This is a genomic window from Nocardioides sp. GY 10113 (genome assembly GCF_004919105.1).
Lineage (GTDB): Bacteria > Actinomycetota > Actinomycetes > Propionibacteriales > Nocardioidaceae > Nocardioides.
The window spans coordinates 274761-289494 of the sequence record NZ_STGK01000003.1 but is presented as its reverse complement, the minus strand read 5'-3'; the positions used below and the strand labels follow the sequence as shown (position 1 = coordinate 289494).

The 14734-nt window shown below is 71.1% G+C and carries 12 protein-coding genes; 7 read left to right on the top strand and 5 right to left on the bottom strand.

Annotated features, from left to right (window positions below; genetic code table 11):
- Position 1: 1 nt before the first annotated feature.
- The 3 genes from E8D34_RS05750 to E8D34_RS05740 form a co-directional block, all read right to left on the bottom strand.
- Complete coding sequence (locus E8D34_RS05750) at positions 2 to 502, bottom strand: YbjN domain-containing protein (RefSeq protein WP_136593634.1); 501 nt, start codon at positions 500 to 502, stop codon at positions 2 to 4.
- Positions 499 to 1806 carry a D-inositol-3-phosphate glycosyltransferase gene (gene mshA, locus E8D34_RS05745; RefSeq protein ID WP_136593633.1) on the bottom strand — a complete coding sequence of 436 codons (1308 nt, stop codon included), beginning with the start codon at positions 1804 to 1806 and terminating at the stop codon, positions 499 to 501. The genes E8D34_RS05750 and mshA overlap by 4 nt, the downstream gene beginning before the upstream one ends.
- Positions 1807 to 2087: 281 nt before the next feature.
- Positions 2088 to 2777 (bottom strand): aspartate/glutamate racemase family protein, encoded by a 690-nt coding sequence (locus E8D34_RS05740; protein ID WP_136593632.1) that lies wholly within the window; start codon positions 2775 to 2777, stop codon positions 2088 to 2090.
- 340 nt (positions 2778 to 3117) lie between these two features.
- Here E8D34_RS05740 and typA point away from each other — a divergent pair, with 340 nt between their 5' ends.
- From typA to E8D34_RS05725, 3 genes are all read left to right on the top strand, one after another.
- Complete coding sequence (gene typA / locus E8D34_RS05735) at positions 3118 to 5025, top strand: translational GTPase TypA (protein ID WP_136593631.1); 1908 nt, start codon at positions 3118 to 3120, stop codon at positions 5023 to 5025.
- A 387-nt stretch (positions 5026 to 5412) separates the two neighbouring features.
- A complete protein-coding gene (locus tag E8D34_RS05730) occupies positions 5413 to 6570 on the top strand; it encodes an acyl-CoA dehydrogenase family protein (RefSeq protein ID WP_136593630.1) in 1158 nt (385 codons plus the stop codon).
- Positions 6567 to 7607 carry a phosphotransferase family protein gene (locus E8D34_RS05725; protein WP_136593629.1) on the top strand — a complete coding sequence of 347 codons (1041 nt, stop codon included), beginning with the start codon at positions 6567 to 6569 and terminating at the stop codon, positions 7605 to 7607. Before E8D34_RS05730 ends, E8D34_RS05725 begins: the two co-directional genes overlap by 4 nt.
- A gap of 63 nt (positions 7608 to 7670) precedes the next feature.
- On the opposite strand, the gene E8D34_RS05720 is transcribed toward E8D34_RS05725, so the two are convergent.
- Complete coding sequence (locus E8D34_RS05720) at positions 7671 to 8273, bottom strand: TetR/AcrR family transcriptional regulator (RefSeq protein WP_136593628.1); 603 nt, start codon at positions 8271 to 8273, stop codon at positions 7671 to 7673.
- A 297-nt stretch (positions 8274 to 8570) separates the two neighbouring features.
- Positions 8571 to 9701 (bottom strand): sn-glycerol-3-phosphate ABC transporter ATP-binding protein UgpC, encoded by a 1131-nt coding sequence (ugpC, locus tag E8D34_RS05715; protein WP_136593627.1) that lies wholly within the window; start codon positions 9699 to 9701, stop codon positions 8571 to 8573.
- Between the two features lie 269 nt (positions 9702 to 9970).
- Between ugpC and E8D34_RS05710 the strand changes: the two genes are divergently transcribed.
- Genes E8D34_RS05710 through E8D34_RS05695 form a run of 4 tightly spaced genes read left to right on the top strand, consistent with a single transcriptional unit; the run spans position 9971 to position 14726 of the window.
- Complete coding sequence (locus E8D34_RS05710) at positions 9971 to 11308, top strand: ABC transporter substrate-binding protein (RefSeq protein WP_240771127.1); 1338 nt, start codon at positions 9971 to 9973, stop codon at positions 11306 to 11308.
- A gap of 33 nt (positions 11309 to 11341) precedes the next feature.
- Positions 11342 to 12385 carry a sugar ABC transporter permease gene (locus tag E8D34_RS05705; RefSeq protein ID WP_136593625.1) on the top strand — a complete coding sequence of 348 codons (1044 nt, stop codon included), beginning with the start codon at positions 11342 to 11344 and terminating at the stop codon, positions 12383 to 12385.
- Positions 12382 to 13263: a carbohydrate ABC transporter permease gene (locus tag E8D34_RS05700; protein WP_136593624.1), complete on the top strand. Its 882-nt coding sequence runs from the start codon at positions 12382 to 12384 to the stop codon at positions 13261 to 13263. The genes E8D34_RS05705 and E8D34_RS05700 overlap by 4 nt, the downstream gene beginning before the upstream one ends.
- The gene (locus E8D34_RS05695) at positions 13260 to 14726 is read left to right on the top strand and encodes a family 1 glycosylhydrolase (protein WP_136593623.1); all 1467 of its coding nucleotides are present in this window, start codon (positions 13260 to 13262) and stop codon (positions 14724 to 14726) included. The genes E8D34_RS05700 and E8D34_RS05695 overlap by 4 nt, the downstream gene beginning before the upstream one ends.
- Positions 14727 to 14734 lie beyond the last annotated feature (8 nt).

Below are 14734 nucleotides of genomic sequence, written 5' to 3'. Positions count from 1 at the left end.
GTCAGGCGGGGTCGGCGTCGCCCTCGAGCCAGCCTCGGAACGCCTCGAGGTTCTTCGTCGACTCCCCCCGCAGCTGGCGCCACTCCCACTCCTTGCGGATGGAGGACTCGAAGCCGAGCTCGAGGATGGTGTTGAACGACTCGTCGGCGTAGGTGAGCACCGAGCCCAGCAGCCGGTCCAGATCCTCGGGGTTGACCGCGGAGAGCGGCAGCCGGCCGTCGAGGTAGATGTCGCCGTGGTGGTCCAGCGCGAAGGCGACCCCGAACATCTTCAGGTTGCGCTCGAGCAGCCAGCGGTAGACCCGTTCGTACTCCTCGTCGGGGCGCCGGCAGACGAACGCGTGCACCGCGAGCGAGTGCGGGCCCACGTCGAGCCGGACCGGCGTCTGCAGCTTGCGCTCGCCGGGCAGCGAGAACGAGAACAGGCCGGGCTCGCGCTCCTCGTACTCGATCCCGGCATCCGCCAGGTGCTCCCGTACGACGGCCGCGACCGCCTCGCTCACGCGACCTCCTCGCGGACCTGCGCCGCCACCCGCTCGTAGTGCCGCAGCGTCTGCTCCGCGGTGGCCTCCCAGGTGAAGGACTCCGCCTGGGCGAGGGCGCCCGCGGCGAGCCGGTCGCGCAGCGCGGGGTCGGCGACGACGCGCTCGAGCGCGTGGGACCAGTCGCGGGGTGCGTGGCCGTCGACCAGCAGACCGCTGCGCTCATGGTCGATCACCGTGGTCAGGCCGCCCACGGCTGCGGCGACGACGGGCGTCCCGCAGGCCTGCGCCTCCGCGGCGACGAGGCCGAAGGACTCGTTGTAGGAGGGCACGGCCACGACCGTAGCCGACGACAGCCAGCCGGCCAGCTCGCTCTGCGGCACCGGCGGCACGAAGCGGACCACGTCGGTGATGCCCAGCCGGGCGGCCAGGTCGGCCAGCTCGGTGGGTCGGTCCAACCCGGAACCGGAGGGCCCGCCGACGATCGGCACGACCAGGCGCGAGCGGAGGTCGGGGCGACGCTCGACCAGGTCGGCGACCGCCTTGAGCAGCACGTCGGGTGCCTTCAGCGGCTGGATCCGGCCGGCGAACAGCACCACCAGGGCGTCCTCGGGCAGGTTGCGCTCCGCCCGCGCCGCCCGCTGGTCGTGGGGGCGGAACACGGAGACGTCGACACCCGGGTGGACCACCTCGACACGGGACGGCGGGGCGTCGTACAGGCCCATCAGCTGGTCCGCCTCCAGGACGGTGTTGGCCAGCAGCAGGTCGGAGGCCTCGACCACCTGCTCCTCACCGAAGACGCGGGCGGCCGGCTCGGGGGTGTCGCCCGCGGCGAGCGCGAGGTTCTTCACCTTGGCCATCGTGTGCATGGAGTGCACCAGCGGCACGCCCCAGCGGTCCGCGGCGAGGGCGCCGACCTGGCCGGAGAGCCAGTAGTGGGAGTGGACCAGGTCGTAGTGGCCGACCGGCTGGCGCGCCTCGGCCCGGAGCACCTCGCGGGCGAAGACGCACAGCTGGCCGGGCAGCTCGTCCTTGGTCAGCCCCTCGAAGGGACCGGCGTGCACGTTGTGCACGGTGAGACCGTCCTCGGCGCGGCCGGTGCGCGGGTCCAGCAGCGGCTGGGTCGGCGGCAGGGAGGAGCGGGTGGCGCGGGTGAAGACGTCGACCTCGATGCCGCGACGGGCCAGGCGGCGCGCCACCTCGACGACGTACACGTTCATGCCACCGGCGTCCCCGGTGCCGGGCTGGTCCAGCGGGGAGGTGTGCAGGCAGATCATCGCCAGTCGCCGGATCGGTCGGTCGGCGACCAGCGTCCTCACCGTCATCACACTCCTGTCCTCCCGCGCGTCGGGATCGTGGCAGCGGGCCTCGGTGTTCAACGACCGGGCCGCGTCGGATCATTCCCGCTCGACGGGAAAAACGAGTGTCGGGTTGCACACATTCGGCCGGGCAGGAGGAGCGATGACGCTCGTCGCCGGGTGGGTCGTGTGCCTCAGGCACCTCACGCGTCCCACCGGGAGGGGAGTTCCTGCGCTTGTCGGGCACTGCGATGCCTGACAGGCGCGGGCATCACCGGTCGACCGGTGATTCCCGCATCACCGAGACCTCAGCCCAGCGCCCGGTCCAGCGCCGCCTCGACGTGCAGCGTGGTGCACCCGAACACGGGGATCTCGGAGTCGGCCTGCTTCACCAGCAGCTCCAGCTCCGAGCAGCCGAGGATCACGCCACCGGCACCGGCGTCCCACAGCTCGGAGATCATCGAGACCACCGTGCGCCGCGAGCTGTCGAGCACCTTCCCGTGCACCAGCTCGTCGTAGATGATCCGGTTGAGCTCGTCGTGGTGCGCCGCGTCGGGCACCATCACCGAGAGCCCGTGCTCGGCGATGCGGTCGGTGAAGAACGTGCGCGACATCGCGAACCGGGTGCCCAGCAGGGCCACGGACTCGACCTGCTCGGCGACCGCCGCCTGCGCGACCACGTCGCCGAGGTGCAGCAGCGGGATGTCGACCGCGCCCTGCACCTGGTCGGCGACCCGGTGGAAGGTCGTGGTGCAGAGCATCAGGAAGTCCGCGCCGGCGCGCTCGACCGAGCGGCCCGCCTCGGCCAGGATCGCGGCGACCGCGTCCCAGTCCTCGGCCTCCTGCAGCGCGGTGATCTCGGCGAACTCGACCGACGCCATCATCGTGCGCGCCGAGTGCAACCCTCCCAGCCGCTGCTCGACTCCGCGGTTGAGCAGCTCGTAGTAGGCCGCGCTGCTCTCCCAGGACATCCCGCCGATGAGGCCGATGGTCTGCATGGTGGGGAGTCTTCCGTGTCCCCCCGGACGCCGCCAAGGGGGTCCTCCCTTCGGACATCCCGTACGCCGCCGCGGCGGTCATGGTGGCACCCCGGCTGGGCGCGGCGGCCCGGGTGGCGACGGCCGCGCGGGTCGGGAACCCCGCGGCTGTCGATGAGGGCACCCTTTCCCGGCGAAGCGCCGATGCGACCGTGGACGCCTCCCGCCGATAGTCTGGTCGGCGGCCCACGAGCCGATCGCCACCCCGGCACCCCGACCGCCCGTCGGTGGACGAGGACCGGCGGCGTTCCCCGCGGCCGCACCGACCCATTCCCCTCACGAGAGCGGACGCCGTACACCCATGTCTGAGACCAGGACCCGACGCAACGATCTGCGCAACGTCGCCATCGTGGCGCACGTCGACCACGGCAAGACCACCCTGGTCGACGCGATGCTGCACCAGGCCGGCGCGTTCACCGCCCACCAGGCCGAGGGCGTCGCCGAGCGCGTCATGGACTCCGGCGACCTCGAGCGCGAGAAGGGCATCACCATCCTCGCCAAGAACACCGCGGTCCACTACCGCGGTCCCTCGGCGCAGGAGCTCGCCGACGGCGACATGGTCATCAACATCATCGACACCCCCGGCCACGCCGACTTCGGTGGCGAGGTCGAGCGCGGCCTGTCGATGGTCGACGGCATCGTGCTGCTGGTCGACGCCTCCGAGGGCCCGCTGCCGCAGACCCGGTTCGTGCTGCGCAAGGCGCTCAACGCCGACATGCCGGTGATCCTGGTCGTCAACAAGACCGACCGCGGCGACGCCCGGATCGACGAGGTCGTCGACGAGACCTACGAGCTGTTCATGGACCTGCTCGACGACAGCCACGGCCAGGACGCCCTGGACTTCCCGGTCGTCTACGCCTCGGGCAAGGCCGGCATCGCCTCGCTGGAGAAGCCGGAGAACGGCGCGCTGCCGCCGGGCGAGGACCTGGAGCCGCTGTTCCGGACCATCCTGGAGACCATCCCGGCACCGGAGTACGACGAGGGCGCGCCGCTGCAGGCCCACGTCACCAACCTCGACGCCTCCCCGTTCCTGGGCCGCCTCGCGCTGCTGCGGATCAAGCAGGGCTTCCTGCGCAAGGGCCAGACCGTGGCCTGGATGCAGCGCGACGGCAACGTCAAGAACGTCAAGATCACCGAGCTGCTGATCACCGAGGGCCTCGAGCGCAAGCCCGGCGAGCAGGCCGGCCCCGGCGACATCGTCGCGGTGGCGGGCATCCCGGACATCACCATCGGCGAGACGCTGGCCGACCCGGAGAACCCGGTGGCGCTGCCGCTGATCCACGTCGACGAGCCGGCGATCTCGATGACCATCGGCACCAACACCTCCCCGCTGGTCGGCAAGGTGAAGGGCCACAAGGTCACCGCCCGCCTGGTGAAGGACCGCCTCGACTCCGAGCTGATCGGCAACGTGTCGCTGCGCGTCCTGCCGACCGAGCGCCCCGACGCCTGGGAGGTGCAGGGCCGCGGCGAGCTGGCGCTGGCGATCCTGGTCGAGCAGATGCGCCGCGAGGGCTACGAGCTGACCGTCGGCAAGCCGCAGGTGGTCACCCGCGAGATCGACGGCAAGGTCCACGAGCCCTACGAGCGCCTCACCATCGACGCGCCGGAGGAGTTCCTCGGCACCATCACCGAGCTGCTCGCCAACCGCAAGGGCCGCATGGAGGGCATGACCAACCACGGCACCGGTTGGGTCCGGATGGAGTTCGTGGTGCCGGCGCGCGGCCTGATCGGCTTCCGCACCGACTTCCTCACCGACACCCGCGGCACCGGCATCGCCCACCACATCTCCGAGGGCTACTTCCCGTGGGCCGGCGAGATCCGCTCGCGGGCCTCCGGCTCGCTGGTCGCGGACCGCGCGGGTGCCGCGACGGCGTACGCGATGACGTCGCTGCAGGAGCGCGGCGTGATGTTCGTCGACCCGGGCACCGAGGTCTACGAGGGCATGGTCGTCGGCGAGAACTCGCGCGCCGACGACATGGACGTCAACATCACCAAGGAGAAGCAGCAGACCAACATCCGGTCCGCCACCTCCGACAACTTCGAGAAGCTCATCCCGCCGAAGAAGCTCTCGCTCGAGCAGTGCCTGGAGTTCTGCCGCGAGGACGAGTGCGTGGAGATCACCCCGGAGATGGTCCGGATCCGCAAGGTGAACCTCGACGCCAACGAGCGGGCGAAGGCCGCGAGCCGAGCGCGTAAGGCCAACAAGTAACCCCGCCCTGCGCAGACACTCAGGCAACCCCGTCCAGTTGGGCGGGGTTGCTTGTTCGTCTTCTGCGAGGCGAGCTGCCGCGCGACGAAGGAGCGCCGGCCGCGAGCCGAGCCCGCAAGGCCAACAAGTAAGACCCCCCGGTCAAGACCCCCGGACTGCCACGGCAGTCCGGGGGTCTTCCCATTGCGCGAGTCGGTCGTCGCGACCGCCCGACTCAGTCGTCGCGACCGGCCCGAACGGCCGAATCGACCGGCGCTCACGACCGAATCGGCCGGCCCTCACGACCGATTCGGCCGGCCCTCACAACCGATTCGGCGGACGAGGTTGCCTTGGCGGCCCCGTCGCGGCATCCTCTTCCGAACAAACGTTTAGTTCGAGAGGACAACGATGCCCGCCTCGTACGTCGACGACCTCGTCGCCCGCACCCGCGCCTTCATCGCGGAGACCGTCCTTCCGCTGGACGACCAGTACGACGGCGACGTCGCCGCGGCCGGCGGCGACCAGCTCCGGCTCGAGCTCCAGGCCGCCGCGCGGGAGGCCGGGGTCTTCGCCCCGCACGCCCCCACCGAGCTGGGTGGCCTCGGCCTGAACATGGTGGACCGGGCGCGGGTCTTCGAGGAGGCCGGCTACTCGCTCTTCGGCCCGCTGGCGCTCAACATCGCCGCTCCCGACGAGGGCAACGTGCACCTGCTCGACCACCTGGCGACGCCGGCGCAGCGCGAGCGATACCTGGCGCCGCTGGCCCGCGGGGAGCAGCGCAGCGCGTTCGCGATGACCGAGCCGGCGCCGGGCGCCGGCTCCGACCCGAGCGCACTGGCGACCACCGCCACCCGCGTGGACGGCGGCTGGCTGGTCAACGGCGAGAAGCACTTCATCACCGGCGCCGACGGCGCGCACTTCTTCATCGTCATGGCCCGCACCGGCGAGGACGCGACGATGTTCCTCGCTCCCGCCGACCGCCACGGCCTCACGGTCGGGCGGCACATGAAGAGCCTGGACACCTCGATGATCGGCGGGCACTGCGAGGTGTCGTTCACCGACGCGTTCGTCCCCGCCGAGGACGTCCTCGGCGAGGTCGGGCGCGGGTTCGCCGGCGCCCAGATCCGCCTCGGCCCGGCGCGGATGACGCACGTGATGCGGTGGACGGGCGCCGCCCGCCGAGCCCACGAGGTCGCCGTCCGGCACGTCGCCGGCCGCGATGCCTTCGGCACCACGCTCGCCGGCCTGGGGATGGTCCAGCAGATGATCGCGGACAACGAGATCGACCTGGCCGCCACCCGCGCGCTCCTGCTCGAGGCCTGCCGGGTCCTCGACGAGGGCGGCCGGGCCAGCAAGGAGACCTCGATCGCGAAGACCTTCGCCGGCGAGGCACTGCACCGGGTCGCGGACCGCTCGGTCCAGATGTGCGGCGGCCTGGGCACCACCCACGACCTGCCGGTCGCCAAGATCTCCCGCGAGATCCGCCCCTTCCGGATCTACGACGGTCCCTCGGAGGTGCACCGCTGGTCGCTGGCCAGGCGCGCGGTCCGGGAGATCACCCGATGACCACCGAGATCCTCGGCGCCGACGAGCTCGCGGCCGTCGCGACCGTGATGGCACAGGCCGGTACGACGCCCGAGGGTCCGCTGACCGCGCGGGTGATCGCGGGCGGCAAGTCCAACCTGACGCTGCGCCTGAGCGACGGCGTACGGGACTGGGTGATGCGCACCCCGCCGCGCGCCGGCCGCACGCCGTCGGCCCACGACGTGGTCCGCGAGTACCGCGTGGTCAGCGCGCTGGGCCCGACCGAGGTACCGGTGGCGCCGACCGTGGTCGCCTACCCCGAGGAGGACCTGATCGGCGGGGCCTTCGCCATCTGCGACTACGTCGCGGGGGCCAACGTGCAGAGCCGCGAGGACCTCGCCCGGCTCTCCGACGCCCAGGTGGACGCGGCGATGAGTGCCCTCCTCGGCGCCCTGGCCGCGCTGCACCAGATCGACCACGTCGCGGCCGGCCTGGAGACGTTCGGCCGCCCCGACGGGTACGCCGCCCGCCAGCTCAAGCGCTGGAGCGGCCAGTGGGACATCGTCGGCCAGCACCAGTCGGCGGCCACGCGGGCCGCGGCCGCCGAGCTGGCCGCCCGCCTGGGCCGGCGCCTGCCCGAGCAGCGGGCCACCGGGATCGTCCACGGGGACTTCCGGATGGACAACACGCTGCTGCGCCTCGACGCCGAGCACCCCGAGCACGTCGAGGTGGCCGCGGTGGTCGACTGGGAGCTCTCCACGATCGGGGACCCGGTCGCGGACGTGGCGATGATGTGCGTCTACCGCCACCCCTCGTTCGACCTGGTCGCCGGCGGACCCTGCGCCTGGACGAGTGACCGGCTGCCGAGCGTGGACGGCTTCGCGACGGCGTACCTGAAGGCGGGCGGGGTGGAGCTGCACGACTTCGAGCAACACCTGGCGCTGGGCTACTACAAGGTCGCGGTGATCGCGGCGGGGATCGACCACCGCTACCGCGCCGGCGCCACCGTCGGCGACGGCTTCGACGCAGCCGGCGAGGCCGTCGCGCCGCTGCTCGAGGCAGGCCTGGCGCTCACCTGAGCGCGGGGCGGTGGGCACCTCCCGCACCAGCCGTCACCGCGCTTCGGGGTTCCCTTGTGCGGCTCAGGGCCCCTCCCCCACCGCCCGCACGGTCCCCAGCGCGAAGTCGATGTACCGCCGCGACATCTCCTCGGGCGTGAGCTCGCCCCCCTGCCGGTACCAGACCGAGACGGTGGAGCCCATGTTCAGGATCGCCCGCGCCGCCTCGCGCGGGTAGCGGGTGGCGAACTCGCCCGACGCGACGCCGTCCTCGACGATCCCGCGGAAGAGCGCCTCCTGCTCGTCGCGCAGGCCGACCACCGTGTCCCGGCCGGGCCCGTCCAGGCTGCGGATCTCCGAGGCCCCGATCAGCGCCTCGGCCTGGCGCTGGGTGTGGAAGAGCACCCAGGCATCGACGACGGCCCGGAGCCGGCCGCACGCTGTGCCGTCGGCAGCGGCGTCGGCGGCGGTGGTCGCGGCGAGCAGGTCGGTCAGGGTGCCGGCCATGATGTGCACCAGCACCTCCTGCTTGGAGGAGAAGTGGTGGTAGATGCTCGCCACGGTGACGCCGGCCCCGGCGGCGATGTCGCGCATCGAGGTGCCGTGGTAGCCGCGCTCGGTGAAGTTCTCGACAGCCGAGGCGACCAGGGGTCCGCGTCCACTGCGGACCTGCTTGCTCTGCGTCACCCGTCCTCCTGAATAGCCGGCCGGGCGCCCCCCGCCAAGGGACTCATCCTCCCAGAAGGAAGCATTGTGGCGCACGTCACTCGCCGCGACGGGATCACCGGGCACCCGGCGAGGTGCCGGCGGAACCCCCACGCTCAGCCCCACGCTCAGCCGCCCCGCCGACACCAGCCTGTTGCCCCCCAGCCTGTTGCCCCCCAGCCTGTTGCCCCCCAGCCTGTTGCCCCCCAGCCCGTCGCCCGGGTTCAGTCCCCGGGTCGGTCAGTCCCCCTGGCCATTCCCCCTGGTCAGGCGCCCTGATCAGGCGCCCAGCCGCCTGCCGCTCGTCGCGTCGAAGACGTGCAGCGCGTCCGGGTCGGCCACCAACCGCACCTCCTGGCCGGCCCGCAGGTCCGGGCGACCCTCGAGCCGGGCCACCACGTGCGGCACCTCGCCGTCCGAGGCCCCCGGGTGCTGCCCGAGGACCGCATCCCCGCTGGAGCCCGACGGGGTCGCGTAGAGGAAGCCGTCGGCGCCGAGCTCCTCGACCACCAGCACGGTGACCGGGTAGCCGTCCTCGCCCTCGCCGGCCAGCCGCCAGGCCTCGGGCCGGACGCCGACGATGAGCTCGCCGGAGCTGGCCGAGCTGGCCACGTCGCGCGGGATCGGGAACTTGTGGCCGTCCACGAGCGCGACGCCGTCCCCGGCCGTGGTGGCGGAGAGCAGGTTCATCGCGGGCGAGCCGATGAACCCCGCGACGAAGGCGTTGGCGGGGCGGTCGTAGAGCGCGAGCGGCGTGTCGACCTGCTGCAGCTCGCCGTCCTTCATCACCGCGACGCGGTCGCCCATCGTCATCGCCTCGACCTGGTCGTGCGTGACGTAGATGGTGGTCACCCCGAGCCGGCGCTGGAGCGCGGCGATCTGGGTGCGGGTGGAGACGCGCAGCTTGGCGTCGAGGTTGGAGAGCGGCTCGTCCATCAGGAAGACCTGGGGCTGGCGCACGATCGCGCGGCCCATCGCGACGCGCTGCCGCTGGCCGCCGGAGAGAGCCTTCGGCTTGCGGTCGAGCACCGCGCCGAGGTCGAGCAGCTTGGCCGCCTCCTCGACCCGCTGGCGCCGCTCGGCCTTCGACACACCGGCGACCTTCAGCGCGAACGCCATGTTGTCGGCCACCGACAGGTGCGGGTAGAGCGCGTAGTTCTGGAAGACCATCGCGATGTCGCGGTCCTTGGGCGCGACCTCGGTGACGTCCTGGTCGCCGATGTAGACCGCGCCGTCGGTGACGTCCTCGAGACCGGCGAGCATCCGCAGCGCGGTCGACTTGCCACAGCCGGAGGGCCCCACCAGCACCACGAACTCCCCGTCCTCGACGGCCAGGTCGAACTCGCTGACCGCCGCGCGGTCGGCGCCGGGATAGACGTGCGAGGCCTTCTCATACCGCACCTGGGCCATGTGCCGATCCCTTTCGAGGAGTGAGGACGACGCCGGTCGGCGCCGTGACGGTCATCACCGTACGACGGGTTCGGCGCGCCGTCTAGTGGAAGCGCTCTCATGAGTTCCACAAGTCCCATTGCGCTGGGCCAAGCGGCCTATTGACGCCTGTTGTGACGCATGTCATGGTGACTGCACCTCAATATGTGGAAGCGCTCTCACGGATCCACCCGAGATGGTTCCATCGAGGCGCCAGTCCAACGCCGTACTCGCAGTCAGGAGCTCAACCCGTGCGCACCATCCACCAACGGGCCCTCTCAGGACCCGCACCCTCCGGCTCTCGCCGGCGCAACCGTTTCCTCGCGGCCGCGGCCGTCACCTCCCTGGTGCTGGGCGTGACCAGCGCCTGCGGCGGCAGTGACGACCCGACCGAGTCCGCCGACCAGGAGAGCCTGGGCGAAGGCGAGTCCCTCACCATCACCACCTTCGGCGAGTTCGGCTACGACGAGCTGATCGAGGAGTGGAACGCGGCCAACCCCGACATCCAGGTCGAGCAGACCAAGATCTCGCAGTGGGATGACTGGAAGGCCGAGATGAACACCAATCTCCAGGCCAACACCGGCATGCCCGACATCGCCGCGATCGAGGGCGACTTCATGCCCGCGCTGCTCGCCGCACCGGACCGCTGGGTCGACCTCTCCTCCGACGATCTCGACGGCCGCTGGCTGGAGTTCAAGGTCGACGGCGCGACCACCGCCGACGGCGAGCTGCTCGGCTACGCCACCGACTCCGGCCCCGAGGCGATCTGCTACCGCGCCGACCTGCTCAAGAAGGCCGGCCTGCCCTCGGACCGCGAGGAGGTCGCCGCCGCGATCGGTACCTGGGACGACTACTACGCCATGGGCGAGGAGTTCGTGAAGAAGATGCCGGGCACCGCCTGGTACGACGCCTCCGGCTCGATCGCGCAGGCGATGCTGAACCAGGTCGAGTTCCCGTTCCAGACCGAGGACAACACCGTCGACGTCGAGAACCCCGAGCTCGAGGCCGTCTACAAGACCGTCACCGACAACGTCGACACTCTCTCCACCAAGGCCTCCCAGTGGAGCGACGACTGGAGTGCCGGCTTCGCCAAGGCCGGCTTCGCCACCATGCCGTGCCCCGGCTGGATGCGCAGCGTGATCAAGGACAACACCGGCGACCCGGCCCCGAAGGGCGCGGTCTGGGACGTCGCCGACGTGTTCCCGGGCGGCGGTGGCAACTGGGGCGGCTCATACCTCTCCGTGCCGAAGTCCTCGAGCCACCAGGAGGAGGCCATGGAGGTCGCGGCCTGGCTGACCGCCCCCGAGCAGCAGCTGAAGATCTTCCAGAACTACGGCAACTTCCCGTCGGCCAACGAGGCCCTCGAGGACTCGGGCCTGCTGGCGTCGACCGACGAGTACTTCAACGACGCGCCGGTCGGTGAGATCTTCTCCAGCCGCGCCTCCGCGGTCGAGGTCCAGCCGTACAAGGGTCCCCTGTACTCGGACATCCTCCAGAAGTTCCAGGACGCCATCAACCGCGTCGACCAGGGCACCGACCCGCAGAAGTCGTGGGACACCTTCCTGTCCGACGTCCAGGCGCTCCAGTGATCCGCAGCGATCAGTGAGGACTGACCCGCACCCATGAGCACCTCATCCGACCGGCCCGCCGGGAACGTCGCCACCGCGACCGACCCGGCGGGCGGGTCGCCCGCCACCCGCGGCGCCGGTCGGCGCGACTCCGGATCGGGCGATCCCGACCGGCGCCGCCTGGTACGCCGCCAGCGCCGGTCCCGCTGGGACCTCAAGCTGAGCCCGTACCTGTACATCTCGCCGTTCTTCGCGCTGTTCGCGCTGGTCGGGCTGTACCCGCTGCTCTACACCGCCTACCTGTCGTTCTTCGACTGGAACCGGGCGTACTACATCCGGGGCGACTTCATCGGCCTGGAGAACTACAAGTTCGTGCTCACCGACCCGACGTTCATCAAGTCGCTGGTCAACACGTTCTCCATCTTCCTGCTCTCCTCGGTACCGCAGATCCTGCTGGCCCTGGCGGTCGCCGCGCTGCTCGACCGCAGCCTGCGCGTGGCGACCTTCTGGCGGATGAGCGTGCTGCTGCCGTTCGTGGTCGCCCCGACGGCGGCGGTGCTGATCTTCGGCAGCCTCTTCGCCGATCAGTACGGGCTGATCAACCAGTTCCTCGCCAGCATCGGCATCGACAAGATCGCCTGGCACGTGGACCGGCTGTGGAGCCACGTCGCGATCGCGAGCATGGTCAACTGGCGCTGGACCGGCTACAACGCGCTGATCCTGCTGGCCGCGATGCAGGCCGTCCCACGCGAGCTGTACGAGTCCGCCGCGCTGGACGGCGCCGGGCGGATCCGACAGTTCGTCTCGGTGACCCTGCCGCTGATCCGGCCCACGATGATCTTCGTCATCGTCACCAGCACCATCGGCGGCCTGCAGATCTTCACCGAACCCCGGTTGTTCGACGACACCGTCAGCCGCGAGGGCGGACCGGACCACCAGTACATGACCACGACGCTCTACATCTACGCCCGGGGCATCGAGGACCAGTTCTACGGGCGGGCCTCGGCGGCGGCCTGGGTGCTGTTCCTGATCATCGTCTCGATCGCGGTCCTCAACTTCGTGATCACCCGCTACCTGACGCGGAGGCACACCGCATGAGCATGCAGCTGAGAGCCGGCGAGGCCACCAAGGGACGGGTCTCCAAGAAGCGCACCGCCGACCGCCCCGGCTTCCTGGTCTACGGGCTGCTCGCGGCGTTCGTGATCGGCTCCGCGCTGCCCCTCTACTGGTCGTTCGTGATCGGCTCCCACACCAAGGGCCAGGCCAACAGCTTCCCGCCGCCGTTCCTGCCCGGCGGGCACTTCCTCGAGAACGCCCGTCGCGTGCTCGACACGGTCGAGTTCTGGCAGGCGATGCTCAACTCGATCCTCGTCTCCACCGCCTGCGCGATCTCGGTGGTCTTCTTCTCCACCCTGGCCGGGTACGCCTTCGCGAAGCTGAAGTTCCGCGGCAGCTCGGTGCTGATGGCGTTCGTGGTGATGACGATGGCGGTGCCGACCCAGCTCGCGATGGTGCCCCTGTTCATCCTGATGCGCGACTACGGGCTGCTGGACACGCTGATCGCCGTCTCGCTGCCGACCCTGGTCACCGCGTTCGGCGTCTTCTTCATGCGCCAGTTCCTGCTCGACGCCGTCCCCGACGAGCTGATCGAGGCCGCCCGGATGGACGGCTGCACGATGATCCGCACGTTCTGGACCGTCGCCGTCCCCGCCGCCCGCCCCGCGATGGCGATCCTGTTCCTGTTCACCTTCATGCAGGTGTGGACCGACTACATGTGGCCGCTGGTGGCGCTGCAGAAGACGGAGACCCTGCAGATCGCCCTGGACCGTCTCGCGCTGACCGGCCAGGGGCAGACCACCGACTACGCGCTCGTCCTCTGCGGCGCCGGGATGTCGACCATCCCGCTGCTGCTGCTGTTCATCTTCGCCGGCCGCCAGCTGGTCTCCGGCATCATGCAAGGAGCGGTCAAGGGATGACCCCCACCTCCCCCACCACCCAGTCCGCCGAGCGGTCCGCCCGGTTCCCCGACGGCTTCGTCTGGGGCGCGGCCACCGCGTCGTACCAGATCGAGGGCGCCGCGGCCGAGGACGGCCGCACCCCCTCCATCTGGGACACCTTCTGCCGGGTCCCCGGCGCGGTCATCGACGCCGACAACGGCGACGTGGCCTGCGACCACTACCACCGCTGGCCCGAGGACGTCGCGCTGATCAAGGAGCTCGGCTTCGGCGCCTACCGGTTCTCCGTGGCCTGGCCGCGGGTGCGCCCCGACGGCGGCGCGGTCAACCAGCGCGGCCTGGACTTCTACTCGCGGCTGGTCGACGGGCTGCTCGAGGCCGGGATCGAGCCGTGGCTGACGCTCTACCACTGGGACCTGCCGCAGACCCTCGAGGACGCCGGCGGCTGGCTCAACCGCGACACCACCGACCGGTTCGTCGACTACGCGCTGAGCGTGTACGACGCCCTCGGCGACCGCGTCGACCGGTGGACCACGCTGAACGAGCCGTGGTGCTCGGCGTTCCTCGGCTACACCGGCGGCCAGCACGCGCCGGGCCGACAGGAGGGCGTCGCCGGCATCGTGGCCGCCCACCACCTGATGCTCGCGCACGGCCGGACGATCACCGCGCTCCGCGAGCGGCAGCGCCCCGGGCAGGAGCTGGGGATCACGCTCAACCTGACCGTCCCCGAGCCGTTCGTCGCCGGTGACCCCGACGACATCGAGGCCGCCGCCGACGTGGACACGATGTGGAACCGGATGTTCCTCGACCCGATCCTGCTCGGGAAGTACGAGGACCGGCTCGCCGAGCGGACCGCCGGGATGACCTGGCGGGGACGCGCCTGGCAGGACTTCGTCCAGGACGGCGATCTGGATGCGATCGCGGCGCCCCTGGACTTCCTCGGCGTGAACTACTACCACGGCGACGGCGCCTCGAGCCGGGTCCACCCGCCCGAGGAGATCCTCGGGTCGCGCGCCCCCGCGCCCGGGCGGCCGACGCTCTCCCCCTACCCCGGCGGCGAGGGGATCTCCTTCCCGCGCCGCGGCCTGCCGACGACCGGTCAGGACTGGGAGGTGCAGCCCGAGGCGCTGACGCGCCTGCTGCAGCGGCTGCGCGACGAGTACCCCGTGCCGCCGATCTACATCACCGAGAACGGCGCCGCCTACCCCGACACCGAGATCGTCGACGGGGTCGTCCAGGACACCGACCGGCGCGGCTTCTTCGCCGACCACCTGCGGGCGGTGCTGGACGCGATCGCAGACGGCGTGGACGTGCGCGGCTACTTCGCCTGGTCGCTGCTGGACAACTTCGAGTGGGCCTACGGCTACGGGCAGCGCTTCGGCATCGTCCGGGTCGACTACGAGACGTTGGAGCGGACACCGAAGCTGAGCGCCCGATGGCTCGCCGAGGTCATCGGTGAGGGTCGACTGACCGAGGTCGACTAACGTGGCCC